This is a genomic window from Mesobacillus boroniphilus JCM 21738 (assembly GCF_000517385.1).
GTDB classification, from domain to species: domain Bacteria; phylum Bacillota; class Bacilli; order Bacillales; family Cytobacillaceae; genus Mesobacillus; species Mesobacillus boroniphilus.
In genome coordinates, this window is sequence record NZ_BAUW01000014.1 from 1 (window position 1) to 20,757 (window position 20,757).

25 protein-coding genes and 3 pseudogenes are annotated in these 20,757 nt (G+C 38.8%); 24 read left to right on the forward strand and 4 right to left on the reverse strand.

Going from position 1 to position 20,757, the window contains the following annotated elements; genetic code table 11:
• Window positions 1-141 precede the first annotated feature (141 nt).
• Window positions 142-327, reverse strand: coding sequence for a hypothetical protein (locus JCM21738_RS06435; RefSeq protein ID WP_148296069.1), 186 nt, complete (start codon window positions 325-327; stop codon window positions 142-144).
• 136 nt (window positions 328-463) lie between these two features.
• Between JCM21738_RS06435 and spoIIP the strand changes: the two genes are divergently transcribed.
• Together spoIIP and JCM21738_RS06445 are read left to right on the forward strand one after the other, a co-directional pair.
• On the forward strand, window positions 464-1,594 hold the full coding sequence (spoIIP, locus tag JCM21738_RS06440) for a stage II sporulation protein P (protein WP_023614046.1): 1,131 nt from the start codon (window positions 464-466) through the stop codon (window positions 1,592-1,594).
• On the forward strand, window positions 1,587-1,901 hold the full coding sequence (locus JCM21738_RS06445; RefSeq protein ID WP_035209097.1) for a hypothetical protein: 315 nt from the start codon (window positions 1,587-1,589) through the stop codon (window positions 1,899-1,901). Before spoIIP ends, JCM21738_RS06445 begins: the two co-directional genes overlap by 8 nt.
• Here the strand turns inward: JCM21738_RS06445 and corA are convergent.
• A pseudogene (gene corA, locus JCM21738_RS06450) lies at window positions 1,894-2,843 on the reverse strand (magnesium/cobalt transporter CorA). The gene JCM21738_RS06445 and the pseudogene corA sit on opposite strands and share 8 nt — an antisense overlap.
• A gap of 332 nt (window positions 2,844-3,175) precedes the next feature.
• Here corA and JCM21738_RS06455 point away from each other — a divergent pair.
• The 16 genes and pseudogenes from JCM21738_RS06455 (at window position 3,176) to JCM21738_RS06525 (ending at window position 14,187) form a co-directional block, all read left to right on the forward strand.
• Window positions 3,176-3,562 (forward strand): VOC family protein, encoded by a 387-nt coding sequence (locus JCM21738_RS06455; RefSeq protein WP_023614049.1) that lies wholly within the window; start codon window positions 3,176-3,178, stop codon window positions 3,560-3,562.
• Between the two features lie 86 nt (window positions 3,563-3,648).
• Window positions 3,649-4,380, forward strand: coding sequence for a ZIP family metal transporter (locus JCM21738_RS06460; protein WP_023614050.1), 732 nt, complete (start codon window positions 3,649-3,651; stop codon window positions 4,378-4,380).
• 128 nt (window positions 4,381-4,508) lie between these two features.
• Entirely contained in the window at window positions 4,509-4,742 is a 234-nt protein-coding gene (locus JCM21738_RS06465) for a hypothetical protein (RefSeq protein WP_023614051.1), read from the forward strand.
• A gap of 210 nt (window positions 4,743-4,952) precedes the next feature.
• Entirely contained in the window at window positions 4,953-5,717 is a 765-nt protein-coding gene (locus JCM21738_RS25480) for an MFS transporter (RefSeq protein ID WP_243462918.1), read from the forward strand.
• The gene (locus tag JCM21738_RS25485; protein WP_243462919.1) at window positions 5,714-6,202 is read left to right on the forward strand and encodes an MFS transporter; all 489 of its coding nucleotides are present in this window, start codon (window positions 5,714-5,716) and stop codon (window positions 6,200-6,202) included. Before JCM21738_RS25480 ends, JCM21738_RS25485 begins: the two co-directional genes overlap by 4 nt.
• A gap of 444 nt (window positions 6,203-6,646) precedes the next feature.
• Window positions 6,647-7,172: pseudogene (locus JCM21738_RS06475) on the forward strand (glycerol-3-phosphate acyltransferase).
• A 159-nt stretch (window positions 7,173-7,331) separates the two neighbouring features.
• Window positions 7,332-7,517, forward strand: coding sequence for a phage holin (locus JCM21738_RS06480; protein WP_023614055.1), 186 nt, complete (start codon window positions 7,332-7,334; stop codon window positions 7,515-7,517).
• A 379-nt stretch (window positions 7,518-7,896) separates the two neighbouring features.
• Complete coding sequence (locus JCM21738_RS06490; RefSeq protein ID WP_023614057.1) at window positions 7,897-8,895, forward strand: NAD(P)H-dependent flavin oxidoreductase; 999 nt, start codon at window positions 7,897-7,899, stop codon at window positions 8,893-8,895.
• 364 nt (window positions 8,896-9,259) lie between these two features.
• Complete coding sequence (locus JCM21738_RS06495; RefSeq protein ID WP_035209099.1) at window positions 9,260-9,724, forward strand: MEDS domain-containing protein; 465 nt, start codon at window positions 9,260-9,262, stop codon at window positions 9,722-9,724.
• Between the two features lie 174 nt (window positions 9,725-9,898).
• Window positions 9,899-10,030, forward strand: coding sequence for a hypothetical protein (locus tag JCM21738_RS26650; protein ID WP_256360182.1), 132 nt, complete (start codon window positions 9,899-9,901; stop codon window positions 10,028-10,030).
• 223 nt (window positions 10,031-10,253) lie between these two features.
• Complete coding sequence (locus JCM21738_RS06500; RefSeq protein ID WP_023614060.1) at window positions 10,254-10,697, forward strand: hypothetical protein; 444 nt, start codon at window positions 10,254-10,256, stop codon at window positions 10,695-10,697.
• Between the two features lie 15 nt (window positions 10,698-10,712).
• On the forward strand, window positions 10,713-11,111 hold the full coding sequence (locus tag JCM21738_RS06505; RefSeq protein WP_023614061.1) for a DUF350 domain-containing protein: 399 nt from the start codon (window positions 10,713-10,715) through the stop codon (window positions 11,109-11,111).
• Window positions 11,112-11,126: 15 nt separating this feature from the next.
• Entirely contained in the window at window positions 11,127-11,591 is a 465-nt protein-coding gene (locus JCM21738_RS06510) for a hypothetical protein (RefSeq protein WP_023614062.1), read from the forward strand.
• A 10-nt stretch (window positions 11,592-11,601) separates the two neighbouring features.
• Window positions 11,602-12,831, forward strand: coding sequence for a glutathionylspermidine synthase family protein (locus tag JCM21738_RS06515; RefSeq protein ID WP_023614063.1), 1,230 nt, complete (start codon window positions 11,602-11,604; stop codon window positions 12,829-12,831).
• A gap of 18 nt (window positions 12,832-12,849) precedes the next feature.
• Window positions 12,850-13,878: an ion channel gene (locus JCM21738_RS06520; protein WP_023614064.1), complete on the forward strand. Its 1,029-nt coding sequence runs from the start codon at window positions 12,850-12,852 to the stop codon at window positions 13,876-13,878.
• Between the two features lie 108 nt (window positions 13,879-13,986).
• A complete protein-coding gene (locus tag JCM21738_RS06525) occupies window positions 13,987-14,187 on the forward strand; it encodes a cold-shock protein (RefSeq protein ID WP_023614065.1) in 201 nt (66 codons plus the stop codon).
• Window positions 14,188-14,303: 116 nt separating this feature from the next.
• Here JCM21738_RS06525 and JCM21738_RS06530 read toward each other — a convergent pair whose 3' ends face one another.
• Window positions 14,304-14,825 (reverse strand): MerR family transcriptional regulator, encoded by a 522-nt coding sequence (locus JCM21738_RS06530; RefSeq protein ID WP_023614066.1) that lies wholly within the window; start codon window positions 14,823-14,825, stop codon window positions 14,304-14,306.
• 240 nt (window positions 14,826-15,065) lie between these two features.
• Between JCM21738_RS06530 and JCM21738_RS06535 the strand changes: the two genes are divergently transcribed.
• The 5 genes and pseudogenes from JCM21738_RS06535 to JCM21738_RS06555 all read left to right on the forward strand — a co-directional run bounded on the left by JCM21738_RS06535 (window position 15,066) and on the right by JCM21738_RS06555 (window position 18,801).
• The gene (locus JCM21738_RS06535; protein ID WP_023614067.1) at window positions 15,066-15,650 is read left to right on the forward strand and encodes a YdcF family protein; all 585 of its coding nucleotides are present in this window, start codon (window positions 15,066-15,068) and stop codon (window positions 15,648-15,650) included.
• 32 nt (window positions 15,651-15,682) lie between these two features.
• A complete protein-coding gene (locus JCM21738_RS06540) occupies window positions 15,683-16,387 on the forward strand; it encodes a hypothetical protein (protein WP_023614068.1) in 705 nt (234 codons plus the stop codon).
• Window positions 16,388-16,391: 4 nt separating this feature from the next.
• A complete protein-coding gene (locus tag JCM21738_RS06545; protein WP_023614069.1) occupies window positions 16,392-17,135 on the forward strand; it encodes a hypothetical protein in 744 nt (247 codons plus the stop codon).
• Between the two features lie 192 nt (window positions 17,136-17,327).
• Window positions 17,328-18,229, forward strand: a pseudogene (locus tag JCM21738_RS06550) (DUF1002 domain-containing protein).
• A gap of 74 nt (window positions 18,230-18,303) precedes the next feature.
• Window positions 18,304-18,801, forward strand: coding sequence for a GNAT family N-acetyltransferase (locus JCM21738_RS06555; protein ID WP_023614071.1), 498 nt, complete (start codon window positions 18,304-18,306; stop codon window positions 18,799-18,801).
• A 110-nt stretch (window positions 18,802-18,911) separates the two neighbouring features.
• On the opposite strand, the gene JCM21738_RS06560 is transcribed toward JCM21738_RS06555, so the two are convergent.
• Window positions 18,912-19,475 (reverse strand): GNAT family N-acetyltransferase, encoded by a 564-nt coding sequence (locus JCM21738_RS06560; RefSeq protein WP_023614072.1) that lies wholly within the window; start codon window positions 19,473-19,475, stop codon window positions 18,912-18,914.
• Window positions 19,476-20,248: 773 nt separating this feature from the next.
• On the opposite strand from JCM21738_RS06560, the gene JCM21738_RS06565 reads away from it, so the two are divergent.
• Window positions 20,249-20,752, forward strand: a complete 504-nt coding sequence (locus JCM21738_RS06565) for a hypothetical protein (RefSeq protein WP_023614074.1) — start codon at window positions 20,249-20,251, stop codon at window positions 20,750-20,752.
• Window positions 20,753-20,757: the final 5 nt, after the last annotated feature.

The following is a 20,757-nucleotide window of genomic DNA, read 5'->3' on the forward strand; positions in this document are numbered from 1 at the left end:
ACATATTAAAGGTTATATTTAACATTAATGTTAATAACTAGTTGATATTTCTGGGTTGACAATAATTAATTTTCTTTATGCAACGCTAGTGGGAAATTATAGAATATTTTCAATGTGGATAACTATCCAGGTTTTCTTAATCTAGCTCCAGCACCTAGCCCCTCGAGTCGCTTGTCTAGTGTCGCCTCCTAGAAACGCAGAAACTTCAACTCCGCCGGCAGAAGCAAAAAGCGCTTCTTTGTCGGAGTCTCCAGTTTCTGCGTTTCTTGGCAGTCGGCTATACTTTTCGATTTCGGTCCGCGCAATGAAGTCAAAGAGCGACTTCACTGGTCGGCCCTTCAGCGCTTGTCGGGGCTGACCAAGGCGCTTGCGCTTTTCTAATTCTAAAATCGGCATTTATACATATTTATAGATTAACAGAGATTGTACCTCAAGTTGGTATCACACGCAAAAGGGTGATTGAATGACTGGTATATTGGTCAATATTTATCGAAAAATGTTGTCATGCTTAATAATATTACTATGCACAGTCAGTTTCTTTATGGTGGCTGGATTCATTTCTTCTTCGAACATCAGCGTTTTTAAATTCAAAGTTAACGGGGAAATTGGAGCAGAGGTATTTTTAAGAATCATCAGTTATGAGAACCCATTGATTGGACATGCACTGACAGGGTCAAATGCTGATTTGCCGATTCTTTCTACAGGATTAAAATTGCTTACAAATGTTGAAATGAATGATATCAGGAGTCTGATTCGAAGTGGAATTCCCGGTTTCATGGCTTTTGATTCAAACTTCCTTGTTGCAGAGGAAGGTGTTGATTTCACTGATATCCCGATTGAATCTGCACCTCCAATGGAAGTTCTTCTACAGGAAAGAAATATGGCAGCGAAAGAACTGAAGGAACTGAACAGCGGCAAAATATACTCTGGATCTTCACCAACAGAAAAATCGGTATTCATTTATCATACTCACAGCTGGGAATCATATTTGCCCTTGCTTGGTCTCGAGGGGGCAGAGAATGAAAATGAGGCTGTTGATGGAAAGACGAACATTACGATTGTAGGTGAGTTGCTAGGACAGGAATTGGAGAAAAGGGGTATTGGAGCAAGTGTAGATAAGACAAATATTGGTCAGGAACTAGATAAAAAAGGCTGGATGACACACAAGTCTTATGAAATTTCACGTTCCTTGGTTCAAGAGGCAATGGCTGGCAACAAGAAATTAGAGTATTTCATTGACCTTCACCGAGATTCTGTCAGAAAGGATTCGACAACAAGCACCATCAATAATGAGCCATATGCAAGATTAGTTTTTGTCATTGGCGAGGAAAATAGAAACTTCCAAAAGAACCTGAAGTTTGCAAATGAACTTCATAAGATCCTGAATAAAAACTACCCAGGGATAAGTAAGGGAGTTTTGCCCAAAAAAGGGATCGGCGTTGATGGAATTTATAATCAGGATTTGCACGCAAACACGCTGGTCGTCGAGGTAGGCGGTGTTGATAATAATATGAAAGAATTAAAGAACACAATAGAGGCATTAGCGGACGCAATCAGCCAGATTTATTGGGAAGCGGAAGAGGTAAATGGCTGAAAATCGTGAAAAGTATTTTTGGCTGTTATGGACGATTGCCACTACGATGTTGGCGTACTTTTATTTCCCCTTAAAGTTGGCAATTACATTTTTTCTATCAGGCATTATCATAAGCAGTAAATGCCTGGTTGAAGATTTTATATACCATCAGGATGATGCTGAAAAGCAAAAGAAAAAAACCATTGAAGCATGTGTATTCAATGGTTTTTTGCTTCAAAGGATTAGAAAGTATAAATTACACTTCGAGAAATGTCCAGTTCCAGTGCTTGTCGGGTCTGACCACGGCGCTTGCCCATTTCTTATTTAAACCACCCCTTTTTCCTGAACAATAAAAACATGGTTATTCCGATGACAAACATGGTGAACAATGCTCCAAAATAACCAAATCTCCAGGAGAGTTCAGGCATATTCTCAAAATTCATCCCGTAAATTCCTGCTATGAAGGTGAGTGGCATGAAAATGGTTGTGATCACAGTAAGTACTTTCATTACGCGATTTGTTTCATGTGAATTGATCGACAAATAGCTGTCCCGCATATCTGTTGTCAGTTCACGGCTCGCTTCCACCTTTTCAGCTAACCTTAATAAATGGTCATGGATGTCCGCAAAATATTCTTTTTGTTCAAGTACACCAGAAAGGCGGTGTGAATTAATCATCCTGTATACCAGATCCCTCATTGGAGTGATGGTATGCCTTAACGATAGTAATTCATGCCTTGTATCGAATAAATCCTCGAACAGTTCCTCCATCGAGCGGTCGGCTGAGTTCTCATCAATTTCATTCAATAAGTCCTCAATTCGATAAACATGAGGAAAATAATTATCGACTATTTTATCTAAAACATGATAGAGGACAATCGATGGGTTCCATTCCCCGGGAGCCTTCGCAAGCTCTAATCTCTGCCACACATCGTCAATTTCACGCATGCTGACGCTATGGTAGGTAACGATATAGTTGTTTCCAAGGTATAGGTCAACCTCTTCCTTCTGCATGGACTCTCCGTTCAGAGCCTGGAAAACAAAAAAATGATATTCTTCATAATAATCGAGTTTGGGTCTCTGATGGGTATGGATACAATCCTCAATGGATAAAGGGTGGAATCGCAAAGGTTCTTTTAATAATTCGATTTCTTTATCTGTGGCTCATTGAAATCAATCCAATGCCAATGACTAGTGTCTGACACCAATGAGTCTATACCTCGACCAGTCTGGATATCCCCGTAAGGACTAACAGAAATTGTACGTATCATAAATTCTCCCAAAAAATGTTTTCTAGGCTATTTTTAGTTAATTCGATTGGTTTGTTCTCTGTAAAACAATCAGCTAATGAATTAAATAACCTATTTTTATTATATTCGCAAAGATGGACAGGAATCAAAGCAGAAATCATGAGAATGGATTTCAGGACTATAAAGCTACTTCAAACAATAATGAAGGGTGATGGAAATGAAGCAATATTGCTATAATGGGAATCGAGAGCAATATACGACATAAAGGTCGATTATAATGGAATCCGAGGACTGAAGACAAAAAGTTATCATCTTCCTTGATTATTAAGACTGTGCCAGGAGGACTAAGAGGAATGCTGCACCATGTAGAGATCAATGTTTCCGATTTGAGTAAAGCCACTGAGTTTTGGGGCTGGTTTTTAGGCGAATTAAATTATGAAGTATATCAGAGATGGGATGAAGGAATAAGTTGGAAATGCAATATGACTTATATTGTATTTGTACAAACCGAAGAAAGGTTCATTCAAGCAGGATATCACCGCGCAAGAGTTGGTTTGAATCATCTCGCTTTTTATGCGGATTCTCGGAAACATGTGGATCAAATGACAGAGAAACTAAGAAATAAACATATCCCCATCCTCTATCAAGACAGACATCCTTTTGCAGGAGGGGCAGATCATTATGCGGTGTTTTTTGAAGGACCGGATCGTCTGAAAGTTGAATTGGTTGCACCTGATTGACACCGGATAATTTTTTCCACGTGTAATTCCTGATTTAACGGGAAAAGTATTTTACTTTTGTAAATTAGGAGGCACTGCAAAAAGTTATGGCAGAAGCATTTTTAGGAATTGTCATCTCTGCGATGGCAACAGGTTTGGGAGCAATTCCAGTTTTATTTCTAAATAATGTCTCACCCCGGTTGAAGTCTTTACTTCTTGGTTATGCTTCAGGGATCATGGTGGCGGCTACAACCTTCAGCTTGATACCAGAGTCTTTGAAATCATCAAATATCTGGGTACTATCCATCGGTATGTTATTAGGGACTTTTGTATTGAATTACATCCATTCAAAGACTGAAGACCTCGATACAAGTGATTTTAAATTTTTATCCGGTGTTGATCGAAAAACATTAGTAATCATTACAGCTATTACTCTCCATAATTTACCCGAGGGCCTGTCAGTCGGGGTTAGTTATGGAACGGGCGTAGACAACCTTGGTGCTATTATAGCCTTCGCGATCGGCCTGCAGAATGCGCCAGAAGGATTCCTCGTTGGGCTTTATTTGATCCATCAGAAAATGTCAAAAATGAAGGCTTTCATGATCGCTACCTTTACAGGGGCTGTAGAAATAATAACGGCCGCAATTGGTTATTTTCTCGCTGCTGAAGTAGCGGGGCTTGTACCATATGGATTGAGTTTTGCCGCAGGTGCGATGCTTTTTGTCATCTATAAGGAACTTATCCCTGAAAGCCAGGAAGATCATCAAGTAAAATTCCCAACGTACTCTTTCATCCTTGGCTTGATTTCAATGCTTTATCTTACGATACATTTCGGTTAGTCAAAAAGCATTGAACATAAAGTCTTTTGACTTTCCAAAAATGCCTGGGAAAGAATAAAAGTAAATGTGTAGGGTAAAGACAAAGAGAGTCTGGTATTCTAATGGTATACATATTAGGAGGGAACAATATGGGAGAATGCAGTATCGATCACAGCAAAAAGGATGTCCAGGAGAAATACCAATCACAAAAGGAATTCCTTCCGCAGGACATTCATCCATTATTCAACCGTTTTTTTGAAGAAGAACATACACAGGACATTTTGAATGAAGTATTTCACTTGCTAAAGAAGTATGACCTCGCTGCAGAAGAAGAAAGAAGCGAACGTGACAATAGATTGAAACTAGTTTTAAAGAACGTGTGATTAAGTGCAAAGGGGGCCAAGTGTTCCTTTTTTTGACCTGAGAAGACATTTTCAATAAAAAGCTATTCTTTCTAATAACCTGTATTTCCAGAAAATTCTTAGTTTATTTTGTAAAAAAAATCTTATTGCCAGCTAAAACCAGAAGGAGTAAAATTAGGAGGATATTTCGATATCCAAAATAATTTGAATGATTCGAAAGAAGAGGAATGTATGGAAAGTCCTTCACAAATAACAAAGTGGAACGAAAAGAATAGCATAATAAATGGAGTCGCTTCTACGGTTGTTATTAGTATGAGCAATAACTATTTCGCTTTATTTGCAATTGGTGTTCTGGGTGCTACAAATTATCAAGTCGGATTAATTAGTTCTCTGCCTCAAATAATTGGTATGTTCGCAATGATTCTTGGTACCGTAATCATGAGCAGGCTGCAGGAAAAAAAGAGGTTCACTGGTCTCTCGATTTTGTTCACTCGTTTATTTTTGCTGGGGATGTTTTCGATCATTTACTTGCCTGAAGAATACAGGGCCTGGACATTTGTATTACTGATCGGTCTAATGAATCTTCCTGGCTCATTCGCAATGCTCAGCTGGCAGTCATTTATCGGAGACCTTATTTCAGACAGTCGCAGAAGCGGTTTCTTTAGTGAAAGGAACAGGATACTGACCATTGCTGGTATGATTACGACATTGCTGATTGGAATAGGGCTCCAATGGTTTGACAAATCAAATCCTCTGCCATATCAAATTCTCTTCATTTTAGCATTTCTATTCGGTATTGCAGAAGTTATATATTTAAATAGACATATAGAACCGAAGAAAGTAATCGCACCGGATAAGAAACGTTTTAACTTTGGATGGGACGCTTATAAACATAAACCTTTCATTTATTTCTTGATATGCGGATTGTTTTTCAACTTTGCCTGGCAGCTAGCCTGGCTCTGTTCAATATTTACAATATCAAAGTCGCTCATATGACTGGTTTCTGGATCAGCATCATAACTGTGGCCAATCAAGTAGGCCAGATCTTAAGCTTCAAGTGGTGGGGAAGAATGGCTGATAAACACAGCAATGGAAAGATGCTGGCAGTTACTGCGGTCGGGATGGCATCAGCGCCATTCCTAACAATACTCTCAAAAAATATGTATTACCTAACCTTCGTCAACTTTACTTCCGGCCTTTTTGTTTCTGGGACCGTCCTTTTGTTATTTAATCAGCTTCTTGAAGTGACGAAGGAAGAGAATCGGGGGAGTTTTATTGCCCAATATAACATACTTCTAGCGATTATTGGCTTTATCGCACCACAGATTGGTGTATATTTGCTGGAGTTAAGTTCAATTGAAACAGCTATGAGTCTTGCAGCTGGTTTACGATTGTTGTCGGGCGCGGTATTTTTACTATTCTATTTTTATATGAAAAAAAGGTACTTCAACAGTAACAAAGTTGCAATCCCAAGACCATAACTGTTCGTATAGTTAAGGTAATGTCAAATGAAGTATGGATAAATATTAATGACATTTATGTTGCATTGAAAAGTAACCAGCAATCATATGGAATTTAGTACTCTGACGATGCCAGTCGTGTTTACAGGCAGTGTCAGTAGGGTTTTAATATAATGAGGATAGTGAGAGAATCACAACAAATAGGAAGGAAAAATTTGGATCACCTCAAGAAAAATAATTCGCTTGAAATAGAAGTGGATCACGATTTGGTGGAACAGGCAATTCAAATAGGATACCAAGAATGAAAATTCCCGGCCAGCTGAGGCCGGGAATTTTTATAGGTAATCCTTTTAGAGGAATTTATCGGCCTTATATCGAATAAACTCTACTAATATTGTTAGGACAGGTTGTGTCGCCATGACTATTTTCAGTTATTTTTTTATTTCATATCTTCTTGGCAGCTTAATGGCGGGCTATTTCGTTGTAAGGTTTCTGGGGAACAAGGATATAAGAGTAGAGGGAAGCGGCAATGTGGGGGCGAGGAACGCCGGCAGTACATGGAAGAGTATCATTCGTTTTGACTTTTCTTGGTGATGCTCTAAAAGGAGCAATTGTAATCTTTATTGGTGAATATTTTAACCTGTCTCCGGAGTTACTATTGGGTGGATTGGGATTTGCAATTCTTGGCCATGTTAAGCCTTTCACCTTAAAATTTAAAGGAGGAATGGGAATCTCCACATTTATCGGAGGGATGCTTGCCTTTGAACCGCTAACAGCTTTTGTCATCATTTTTGGTTTCCTTTTGCTTTATCCCTTTTTTAAAAGTTTTACATTTGCTGGCTTGGGTTCATTTGTATTGATTCCTCTGAGTTTTCATTTTTTTGGAATCCAACCTCTTGTCATTCTTATTACCTGTGTACTCGTAATCAGCATACTATTCATTCACCGTGAAGATATTTTCGCAAGATTAGATAAAAGAGTAAAAAACTAAAAGAGCAGGACAAAAGCAGACAACCAATTCCTTTTGCTGAATATATTTATAGAATAGAAGCAGGAAGGAATGATGGAATTGTTTAACTGGGGTGTCAGGTCCAGAAATAAAGCTTGGGTTATTGCTTTCTTATCACAATTAATGTTGGTAGCCTAAATTGTGCTGGAAGGCTTGAATAGATTAGGGTGGACAACTTACAGATTAACAGAAGAACTGCAGAATGAGGTTTTGATGTTGGTGAACGGTATATTCATGGTTCTTGCCATGCTTGGGATTATACAAGATCCAACAACTAAAGGATACAGAGGCAGTAAAAGGGCAATGGAATACAAGGATCCTAATTAAAATATGTTTATGTTTAGCATTCGAGCATTTTGAGGTAAAGAATTGAAAAGGATATTGTATCCATTTGAAAGGAGCCTGAAAATGTGGACTTGGATTTGGCTCTTGTTGCTGCCAATCATAATTTTGCTGTTGATAGAAGAAGGAAGTCAATTTATATGGCGCAGATATTTAAAGAACCCACAAGAAAGAAATGATACCTTTTTAATACGTACTTTTAACAGCATAAAAAAGATTCAGCAGAAATACCGCAAGGATTCTTCACATTGACGTGGTGAATTCTTTTTTAAAATAATAAATCCTCATCATGATTGAAAAATCCGATAAGTTAAACTATGATATAGATATTCAGAAAATTAAGAAATGTAGAAGGGATGATACAATGAGTAAAGTTATTCCAGAAAACTGGTGGGATCAGCTATCTGTTCCTGCAATAGCAGCCCCAATGTTCCTAGTTTCAGGTCCTGATTTGGTAAGTTCCTGCAGCAAAAATGGAGTTATTGGATCATTTCCAGCTCCAAATGCCCGACCAATTGAAGTATTAGATGAATGGATGGGCAGGTTGAATGACGAATTAGCAGAAGCAAAAAAACAAGAGCCAGAACGGAAGATAGCACCATGGGCTATGAATATGGTGGTACATAGTACTTACAGCAGGCTTGAGGAAGAGCTTGCCTTAATTAAAAAGCATAAACCTCAGCTTGTCATCACGTCGCTAGGGAGTCCTAAGAAAGTGGTAGAAATTGTTCATGAATACGGTGGCCTTGTTTTCTCGGATGTGAGTGATGTGAAATTCGCCAAGAAAGCTGCAGAGACAGGAGTAGACGGTCTTATTTTAGTCGCTAACGGTGCAGGGGGACATGCTGGAGAACTGAACAGCTTTGCTTTCGTGGATTCTGTACGGACTTTTTGGGATGGAATCATTGTTCTGGCAGGTTCGATCACAACCGGAAAAGCTGTACTTGCTGCCCAGGCTGCAGGAGCAGATCTTGCTTACATGGGGACAAGATTCATTGTGGCTAAGGAAAGTATGGCGAATGATGAGTATAGACAAATGGTAGTAGATGCAACTCAAGAAGACCTTATTCTCACAGACGCTTTTTCTGGTGTCAAAGCGAATATGCTAAAGCCAAGCATCATCAGGGCAGGACTAGATCCTGAAACCCTCCAGAAAAAAGATAATGTTAATTTCGATTCGATGCAAAGAGAGACGAATGCCAAGGCCTGGAAAGACATTTGGTCGGCAGGCCAGGGAGTCGGAGCTATTCATAATATTCAATCCACATCGGAGATTATTAAACAGTTAGAAGAAGAGTACAATGAAGCTTTAAGTAGTTTGAACGCGAAAGCAAGCAAACTCAAGACTTTTATTATGGATTAGGAAATTATAAAATGTTTTCAATTTGGATAACTATAATGGGTTTTCTTAATCCGGCTCCAGCGCCTAGCCCCTCGAGTCGCTTCGGTCCGCCCAATGAAGTCAAAGAACGACTTCACCGGTCGGCCCTCCAACGCTTGTCGGGGCTGAACAAGGCGCTTGCGCTTTTTGTTCCTGGATAAGAAAGCATTCCTGTTAGGAAAATAAATGGATATTTAAATCCTCCTTGATTCGATCGAAAATCAGTTTAATCGATTAATGGCAGGAAGTATGCTAAAATAAAAGGTATATTTTGAAAATGTGAATTCATTGTTTGTTTCCGTTGAATTCCGGAGGAGACTGATACAATGCGTAAAAAATCCAGGATTTGATCTCTACTGTTCAAGAAACTGGTGCCCATATTTTTTATTCATTTGAAAACGAAGAGAAATATGTAGATAATCTTATAGCCTATCTTACAGAGGCAATCGGACTCGGCAACCACGTGATGATTATAGAAAATGACCGTATTATGCCCGAACTCCAAAAGAGAATCAAAGCTGAGTTTAATGAGGAACAGCAGGAAATGATTCACACGATTAACAATTATGAATTTTATTGCTATCGCGGCAACTTCAATAAGCAGACTATTTTAAGTTATTTAGATAATATGCTTGCACCTTTTTTGGAAAATAACATTCCTATTCAGACATGGGCCCATGTCGAATGGAGAGACCAGGAGGAAATCGTACAGAACCTTGGGGATTACGAAAAAGAAGTGGACGCAATGCTTCAGACCACAAATTTAATCAACGTTTGTGGTTATGATGCCAATAGGTCCCTGAGTCATTGAAAGACGTTTTGTTGGATTCCCATGATTATTACATGACAGATGATAACATTGACCTTATAGATCGAAAAAATAAAATTTAACAATAAGGAACCTGCCGATAAAATGGCAGGTTCCTTATTGTTATTAGTTCCATAAATTATTGTATATGCAACATATTTTAAAGGAGCTGTCACTATGGTTGCAGGAATTATTATGTTAGCAGGTTTATGCTTATTTGAAATCATTTCAGCAAAAATCACCTTAGGAAATGCAGAAATAAAGGAATTTAATTTCGAGGAATTTTTTATGGGAAAGATTGATTATTAACAGAAAAAAAATGAAGCTGATAATTCACACTTTAATAATGAAGCGCATGAAGGAGGTGCTATTCTAATTGAAGAAATCAGCATCACTGCGAGATGAAAGTGTTACAATAAAAGGAAGGTTGTAATCTGAAAAGTAAGAAGGAATTTGAAACTTTTTGCCAGGTCTTCCGTAAATATTTACGTTAATAAGAAATATTTACGTTGATAAGAAAGAGGTGAAATGAATGGGCAAAACTAAAAAGGTTATTGCGAGTATTTCTGCGACGGCTTTGATGATGGGGCTCGCTGGTTGCAATAACAACCCTCAGGCCATTCCGGACCGTGATTGGGAACCAGATGTATCTGGCGATGAAGGACAGGATTGGAATTCAGATCAGGGCCAGGATATCCCTCCTGTTCCAGAAGGGACAGATTGTTCAGACTGGGAATGGGACAATGAAGATGGTGTCTGGGGATGTGATGATAACAACTCTCCATATTTTGGACATTACTTTTTCGCTGGTATGTTCTTTGCGAACCGATCATTGCTCTATAAGAGCAATGACTATATGAAGTACAAGAACAGTTCATCATTCAAAGGAGCAAGACTGGACAGCAATTATAAAAATACTTCGCCAAAGGGCAGTTCAGGATTCGGCAGCGGGTCAAGAAGCACTACTGGCGGTTAAGGGAGAGAAACAAAGATGAATTTATATTTGAATTTTGCCGCTTATTTAGGACTTGGATTGCTTTTGCTAACGGCAGGTGTCGGCTTATTCGTGCTGGCTACTCCAAAAATTAAAGAGTTTGAACTGATTGGCAAAAGAAATATCACAGCAGCTCTTTCGCTTGGAGGGAAGATGCTGGGACTTGCCATCGTGTTGGGAGCAGCGGCAGAATATTCAGTATCCCTACTAGATATGGCGATCTGGGGCTCCATTGGGATTTTCACGCAAATCATTGTATTCTTTGTCGCTGAGGTTATAACGGTCAGATATAGTCTCCAAAAAGCGATTGAAGAAGACAACCGTTCTGTGGGTGTCATTCTCTTCTCACTTTCCCTTGCTGTCGGCTGGATTGTTGCAAGTAGCCTTTCTTATTAGGAGGAGAAAACATCCATGAAAAAACTAACTTACTTTGTTCATGATGGAAAAGATAATTACGAACCTTTATACGAATATACAATCCCGCAAGTAGGAATTGATGAGTTCTATGCCCGCCAGCTTTGCACTTATTTCATTATTAAAGGAAGCCAGTATGAACTGATATCCAATGAGATGGTTGGGGATGAGGAAATACTCGTTCTTGAGGACAGGGGTAAGAACAATTATGTCCTTGATGAGAAAAGTTACCGGGGAATGGGGATCCACGTAGAACTCCGGCGATACAAGGAAAGTGAGAATTATAGGTTGTTAACTACTGTTCCTTGTCGGACACACCTTGATGTAATCCGCTATCTATTAAAGGATATTATTGATGTTCCTGGTATCGGGCAAATGGCTGTTACCTCCACTGAAGTGGATGAAGATCGGGGAGTTTACGTCTTATATTTGAAAGTCATTGGTGAAAACGGCATGGAATAGGAGGCATTCCATGAAAAACTACAAAGCAAATAGAGAAGGCTTTTATAGTGGAATAAAAAATTTCTGGCCCGATTTGTATGGAGAAGAATATGCCTTATTTGATGTTGCTACCATCGATCAGGGAGAAGCTGAAACCATCAGACTTTGTACAAATAGAGTCGGCAGAATATTTTTTAAAGTTAGTGAGCTTTTGAGAAATATCCAACGGGATACCTTGAGTGAACTGGGGTATCCGGTTGAAACGCTCAATTTTATAAGGCTCAAGACATTGAATGTTGAGAGTGTGATCGCAAGACTGGACTTAATTAAAACAGAAAGTACATACAAGTGCATTGAGATCAATTCTGATACTCCAACCTTCGTTAAGGAATTATTTAGCGTAAATGGATCCGTAGCGTCTCAATTTGGTTTCAGGAATCCAAATGAAGGGATGGAGGATCAACTGGCCAGAGCTGTCCGGATTGCTGTCGCTGCAGCTGCAAACTGGCTGGAAGAAATTGAACCATATGTTGTTTTCACTGCCCATGAAGACAATGTAGAAGATCGAAATACCGTTTTATATTTGCAGGATTTATATGGTTTACCTTCGAGGTTCATTCCACTCGATAAACTGAGGATCATACCTGGTACTGGCCTATATGATCAAACTGGGCGTAAGATTGACATCCTCTACAGGCAAACATTTCCGATAGAAAGCCTCATAATGGATGAAGACGAACTTGGAAATAAAATCGGTATGTGGCTGCTTGAACTTGTTAAAACAAAGAAACTGGCAATAATCAATCCTCCGTCAGCCTTCTTATTGCAGAATAAGGCTGTGCAGGCAGTAATATGGGGATTACATGAGGATAATGATCCATTTTTCACAAAGGAAGAGCATGACTGGATTAACGAATATTTCCTTCCAACTTATTTGGAAGCGGAGCCGTTTTTAACGAAGCAGGTTCCTTTTGTCAAAAAGCCTATCTTCGGGAGAGAAGGAGACACAGTCGAGATATACAGTTCCACTGGTAAACTGATAATGGAAGAAAAACATAAAAACTACAACGATGTCCCAGCCATATATCAGCAGTATATCGAACTGCCTACTGTGATTTACAATTCAGAAAAAGGCAAGCAAAAAGGTCATGTTTTGACTGGGAGTTTTCTTGTTAACGGAAAATCATCGGCGCTCGGTTACCGTGTCGGAGGACAAATTACAAACAACCTTTCTTGCTTTTTACCAGTGGGGTTGTCTTAAGAGAAAGGAGGTCAATTCATGTGGATTTTACAGAGGTTGTTTACAAAACTGCTGAAAGTCAGTCTTTTGAAAATTACCTTGATCGTACTTGGAGTGATCCTATTAAGCAGCTTGGTTATCAAGACACTTGAACCAGAAACTTTTCCAAGATACCTTGATGCAGTTTGGTGGACAATGACCACGGTCGTGACGGTTGGTTACGGTGATTACTCACCCAGCAGTGATTTAGGCCGAATTTTTACGATGGTGCTGCTATATACAGTCGGGATTGGGGCAATGGGTGTTATCATCGGCAAGATTTTTGATAGTTTGACTTTGTATAAAAAAATGAAGGAGGAAGGGAAGTTGGCATTTAAAGGAAAGGACCACTATATACTGATCGGCTCCTCCAAAGATAAACTTAGTAATGTTGTTGAGGAAATCCTGAACTCCAATAAAAAGTGCGATATAGTCATTGTCGATCATAACAATGAGTCGCCAGTGCAGCATGACCGAGTACATTTTGTCAGTGGAAATCCTGCTGAAGAAGAAATTCTTATGCAGGCAAATATCCTCGAGTCCAAGTCAGTAGCCGTCTTTACGGATGATCGTATTGAGTTTCCTGAATACGCTGATGGGAAAACTTTGCTTATAGCATCAAGGGTAGAACATATCTCGAAACAATCCAAACGAAATATATATACGATTGCCGAGATCATGAAAGAAAAACATATTGCGTTGTTCGAACATGCCAACATAGATGAATTTATTTTATCAAATGAATCAGTATCTAAACTCATGGCTCAGGCAGCGATCTTTCCTGGTTCGAGTAAGTTGTTTAAACAACTGCTCAGCAATATGGAAGGAGAAAACCTCTATAAAATCGAAAAGAAGCCGCATTGGACTACTTACAAGCAAGCGGCCATGGATCTTTTTGATATGGGGGCAACACTCATTTCAGATGGACACGCGCTTGATATCGCCAGGAAACATAATGAACAAATTCCGGAGGGCACGGAGATGTTTATCATTTGCGATGAGGCAACCTTTAAAAAGTTACGCAGCTAAACCATAGTCAAAAATTTTCCTGTCTTTTGGTTTAAAATATTTTTAGAAGGATATAATAATCACGCAAGGTTAAATTGCAATTTTTTTAATCGCTAGGAGGCAACAATTGTGGAACGTGGTAAGGTAAAATGGTTTAACAGTGAAAAAGGATTTGGATTCATTGAGCGTGAAGGCGGCGAAGATGTATTCGTACACTTCTCAGCAATTCAGGGAGAAGGCTACAAATCTTTAGATGAAGGTCAAGAAGTTACATTTGAAGTTGAACAAGGTCAGCGTGGCCCACAAGCGACAAACGTACAGAAAGCCTAACTAAGGATACCTAAAACAGACTCAGATTTTATGGGTCTGTTTTTTTGATTTGGTTTCTATAAAACAACTTGCGAAAAATGTTGCAAAAAAAAAGAACACATCCCTGATGTGCCAGATTAAAATCCAAAAAAGGAACTGATAATATTTCTTTTTTTGAATTTCCTTAAGGAAGAAATAGGTGTTAAAGATGGTTGATTTTCCTCCTTGGATAATTGTTCCTGCTGTGCTGCGGCTTCCTCCATGCTTGTTATCACGTCTTTCAGCCTGTCTACCTCATTTTGTAAATCCTCAATTTCCCTGCGATGCTGAAGGATCTGATAAGAAACAACTTCATCTGCCTTTCTGTTAAGCCGGTTTTCAAAATCCTCCATGCGCTTCATCAGCTTATCCAGTACCATATCTGGTTTAACAGATGGTATTGTCGCTTTTCTAGGCTTTCTCCCTTTAACTTTTAAGTCCTGCAATAAAACTCCTTTATTGAGCTGTTCTTTTATGTCTTTTAAGATCTCGATACTTTCCTCAGAAAATTGATAATGTCCTAATTCCGTACGCTCCATTTGAAGGTTTGCCTGCTTGACCCAGCGTTGAATTGTGCTCGGTGAAACGCCGAGCAGCTTTGCGACTGCGCTAGTATTCATCATAATCCCTCCTTGTTTTAATAAAATTTCGCTTTAAAATGTACTTTTCCTTTGTCGTTGACAAAACTAGTCGGCTTTCGGCAAAGAAAGTGAAGAAACACCACCATTCACTCATTAGGTGAAACTACCAGTCGAGCTATGTTATTTTTTATCAAGTTATCCATTTTTTTAAGAAAATCATAACCTTTTATGGTAATGGATGGTAATATTAGAGTACCGATATGGAGGGCTGAATAGAAAATGAAAAAGAAACCTGTGTTTAAAAAGCTAGTGGTAGCTGGACTGCTCATATCTATGTTTTATGGAGGAACCCTACATTACAAAATCATTCAGCACGCTAACATGGATGTCTCGGAGAATGCAGATTATATGATAATTCTAGGAGCGCGGGTCAAAGGAAAAGTTCCTTCGTTGGCACTAAAATACCGTATAGACCACGCAGCAAATTATCTAAAGGAAAATCCAGATACTATTGCGATCGCCTCGGGTGGTAAAGGCCCCGGGGAAGACATATCTGAAGCCGAATGTATCAAAAGGGAACTAATGCAACATGGGATTGAGGAATCAAGGATTCTCCTCGAAGACAAGTCCACTGACACCTACGAAAATATTGGGTTTTCAAAAAAATTCATTCCTGAAAAGGCTGAAACTGGCTTAGTGGTGACGAATGATTTCCATATTTTTCGTGCCAAGATGATAGCTGACAATGAAGATCTGAAGATAAATGGATTGGCTGCCAAGACGCCAATACAGGCAGTGTTGAAATCATATACAAGAGAATACTTGGCACTGACAAAGTATTTCATGATCAATCTTTTCAAGTAGAAATAAAGAAGTATAGAAAATGAGGTGAATGTATGAACGCTCCAGAGATTGTTTTGAATCTAGTGGCATGGGGTTCTATTTTCATTCTGGCAAGACGTATCTATAGTAAGCAGGATCTAAAACCAATAATATGGAAGCTGATAATTGTCATTTTAGTTGGCTTATTCTCTTTCTCTATTAACCTGCCATATATGGACCAGCAGATAAAACTAGCCATTCTTCCTCTGGGTGTATGGATTTTATATGGGATTTATTCACGGAAAAATGAAGGCATAAGCTGGGACAGGTATCGGAAATATGCCTGGTTAGGTTTCTTTGCCAATTTTATCTTTTTAACGGTTTCGCTAATCAATCCACTAATCCATTCGGCTATATTTCCTGCCAATGATATATCAACCTATCTTTCTGATATCATTAATGGAAAGATCATTCAAACGCATCCCTCTGCTGACAAGAAGATATTAGACAGGGATTCTCTAATCATTCAATTGGACAGTATCAAGGAAGAGCCTGTTTATAGTGAAAAATGGTACTACGAAGCCTTTGAGTCAGGGGTTGAACCTGCAAAAGCGGAAGAAAGGTTCCCATATCAACTTGCAGGAACTGAAGCAAAATGGGGGAGCGGTATCGATCCAATGATTTTTGTTGAACAAGATGGAAAAGGGATCTTGATTTCAACAGGCGAAAAGCAAGTATACTTTCGTGCTGAAAAAACTTTGCTGAAGAAGGGGGAGTAACTTCATGCGGAAAAAGGTGCTCGTGTCTCTTTTACTTATCATTATTCTTATTGCAGGCGGAATTTTTTATTGGGATTATTTAGCTCCTCCAGCAACTTTTCCAGACCATGAGAAAATAGAGGCGAAGTTGAGTGATCCATATAATAAAGTTGAAATATCGGAAATACAGGACACGATTTATCTTGATGATAAGCATGTGTATATTCCTTTTATTACAGAAGAAGAAGGCCATGGTATAAGCTTTTGGGAGTGGAAAATGCATGAGTGGCAATTATCGAGCTTTTCTATCGGGAATATGCCGCAAATCTGGAAGATAGATTCTGATGACCCGTCATCATATTATATTATGTGGAATTTTCATCCGGAGAATAATTTGGATTATTTAACGTTTTTTTTGATTAAAGAACGTGGGTTTTCCGTCACTGAGGGAAAGCAACAGTATGAGCCTGGCATTCAAATGGATTACAGGGAAGAGGCTGGGGAGAATTCATATGGTTATACTTTAGTTCCTTCAGACTGGCAAAAGTATATGGAAGCAGAAAATAAACTGATGGCAGCAATGATACCTGACTCTTTTTTTGCTGACTTTTTTTCGCCATCTCAATACTATTTTGGCTGGCAAGCGACATCAACTGACGGCTTAAACGAGTATCCTTCTTATCCCTACAATAATGGTTTTGGCAGTGGAGGTTCATCAACAGAGACCCTTCGATTTTTGAATGAGAATGAAATATTTGAAATGAAGTAATATGGTTTTAAGGCCATATTAGGGAGCGAAACTCCTTATACCTTTTCGGCTGCCTTTCTAGTTTGTTGAAACTTTTTAGCGAAAGTATTCGTATTAGTATGTAAACCTTCATCAGGTTCTAAATTCTGTAAGAAGGGTAAGTAGGTAAAAAAAGTGATAAAGGAGAAACAATTGATGAAAGTTAAACACTTGATGAAAATCTCTGTTTTATTTAGCCTGTTTGTTTTCGCTTTGGGTATTTATACTGTTTCTGCATTTGCTTCAAATGACAATGATGAGGATGTCATAAATGAGAAATACGGACTACCAATTGTAGTTTATGGTGAAGCACTTTCAGATAAGCAAAAAGATGAAGTCCGGAATCTGCTGGGAATCAAAGATCCTTCCAAAGTTAAGGAAATTATTGTAACAGGAAAAGATCTAGTAACCTATATCGACGCGATGAACATTCCAATATGTATTCATCTGCCAAGATCACCAGGAAGGATACCGGTGAAGGACTGGTGATCAACCAGGTCACTCCAGAAAATATAACGGAAGTAACGGATGAAATGTACGCCAACGCGCTTTTGACAGCAGGAATTGAGGATGCTGTTGTAGATGTCGTTTCACCAGTCAAGGTAACCGGACACTCAGCTCTTGTAGGAATCTATAAGGCTTATGATGAAGGTGAAGGAACAGCCCTGGATAAGGATCGAACCGAAGTTGCGAACCAGGAACTGAACCTGGCGACAAGACTGGCAAAAAAAGAGGGGCTTGACCAGGATAAAGTGAGTGAGCTCCTGACAGAAATTAAAAAAGAGATTGCTGCTCAAAACCCAGCAACAAAAGAAGAAATCGAAAAAATTATTGATGAAAAATTAAAATCCCTTGAAATACAGCTTAGTCCTGAAGACAGGCAGCTTCTTGTTGACTTGTTCAACAAAATGCGCGATTTGAACATTAATTTTGACAATGTTAAAACACAGTTAGAAAACCTTTCTACAGATATCCAGAAGAGAATCGAGGAGGCAGTAGGAGACAAAGGCTTCCTAGAATCAGTCTCAAACTTTTTTAAAGAACTAATTGAAAGCATAAAGAGCATTTTCTCCTAAAACAGAGGATTTTCCCTCTGTTTTTTGAATGTATAAAAGAGACTACATAATGAATGATGGTGAGGAGATCTTCAATGAAAATACGACAAGCTGAAGAACGAGATACAGAGAATTTTGCGAAACTTATTCAAGAGGTTGAAAGTACCACGAATTTCATGCTTTTTGGTCCTGGTGAAAGGAAATTCAATCTTGATGCTCAAAGGAAAATGATTCAGACTCTTAGGGCTGAAGAAAACTCAAATATTTTCTTGGCTGAATCTGACAGTGGACTGGCAGGCTATTTAATTGCAAAAGGAGGAAGTGCAAGCCGAAACAAGCATACAGCTTATCTTGTTATCGGAATAAAGGAAGGTTTTCGCGGCAACGGTATAGGCACAAGACTTTTTCAAGAGATATTTAGTTGGGGGAATGAAGTTGGGATTCACAGGCTGGAATTAACAGTGATGACAGAAAACAAGGCAGGTATCGCATTATACAAGAAGATGGGCTTCAATATAGAAGGAACCAAGAAGGATTCGTTGCTAGTCGATGGTCAATATAAAGATGAATTCTATATGTCCAGAATACTTTAATCTAATAGTTTTGGCATTCTGGGTTAAATGAATAAACAGGCTAAAAATGATGGAGTCACAATCGTTTTTAGCCCGTTTTTATATCTTATAGTGCTTTATCCAGAAGAGAGTCAGGAATGTTGCTGAGCTTCCCATTCATCCCTTAATAATCCCATTTTTATTGAATCATAGTATTTCCCGTTATAGAGCCGGCATTTCCTGATTCGAGCCTCTTCGACCATTCCCAGTTTTTTACCGACCGTAAGCATCCTGGAATTGCCGGACCAGGTTGTGAAGCCGATTCTTGGAATTGGGAAAGTTCCAAATAGGTGTGCAATCCATACTTTTAATGCATCTGTACCATACCCGCCATTCCAATATTCCGGGAGATAAATGACAATCCCAATTTCCAGCCATTGTGAAGATTCGTGTTCCCAGTAATATGTCACCATTCCGATAATTTCATCGTTTACTTTAATAAGGTACTTTCTGTCATATCCCTGATGGATGAGGTTCGTCATTTGTTCTTTAAACTTTTCAAGGCTTTCTCGCCTTAGAGGATAGTAAGGTGCATCCCACTTCTTCCATTCAGGATGTTCGTCATTGTGGATCAAGCCCCACCATGTGTCCAAATCCTGTTCTTTAATTTTGCATAATATAACCTGCTCACCTGATAATATATCTGGTGTCTGCATTTTTCTGTACCTCCTTAATAGATATGAGGCTAGACGCTTATGCTTAACTAATTCTCTTCAATTCTAGTATTTCCTGCGCCTGAACAAAAATACAAAAAAATGTTCAAATTCACAGAAAAAGAGACGCTGCGGACAGCGTCTCTTTAGTTAGTTGCTTCGTCATCTATAAATGCATTTTCATTTACTGCGAAGAAATTTAAACCAGCGGCGATTGCGAAAGCTCCTCCAAGTAATGCGAATGTAGTAATCATTATGTAATCGCTCCTGTCATTAATTGTTTTTGTTTTGTTATTATTTATATTCCCACAGTGGAAATTGTTAAACCTATTATTACGATAAAATGACAAAATAGTAAAAAGGAGATAGGTGCATATGCCGAACCAGCAATTGATATTGGAGTAGGAATGCACCCTGAATTAACTGGAAAGGGAAATGGGTTAAGTATTCTTCTCATTTGTTCTAAATGAACTGAGTGGTTTAATTATTACGCTCCTTATAGTCTGACTGTCGCGAAATTTAATAAAAGGGCAATTAAGCTTTATGAAAACATGGGATTTAGAAAGGCGTCTGAATTCAATAAAGAAAAAAATGAAATCATTACTATGCTAAAGTGGTGAAGAAGTAGTTCGTTATTGCTTTTTGGCAATTGGGGATTTTTTAATAAAGTCGGCCAAAAAAATTTGTATTTGTTAAATAATCCTTTTATAATGAAAAAGCTGTGTGAAATTCAGGTTTCGCATATAGCGATATACAGATTGAAGGGGAGAAGAAATATGAAGAAGTTTTGGACTTTACTTTCAGCGATTACATTCGCTATCGGGTTGACTGCATGCTCAGCGGAAAAAGAAGAAGCACAACCTGAAAAGAAAGAATCAGAGGAAGCTGTAAAACCTGCTGCAAACCCAAAGAGTGTAATGTATAAATTTTACATGAGCATTGTTAGCACGATCAACGAGGCTGATGCTGATTTAAATGCATACGAGGGAGCAGAGGAGCCGACACCTGAAGAAAAAGCAGCCGCGAGTGAATCAGCAGCCGCTGTTGCGTCTAAGGTAGAAGGTCTTGAAGTACCAGCCGATTTAAAGGACCAAAAAGCGGACCTGGAAACTGCTCTTAAAGATATTGCTGAAGCATATAAAATGAAAGCAGAAGAGCTAAAGAAAGATACACCAGCTTTTGATGCTGCGGATGAAAAATTCGCACAGGGTGAAGAAAAGATTGGCGCTGCATTTGAAAGCCTTGAAATGAATAAGCCTTCTCTTGCAAAAGAATTGTAGTAAGA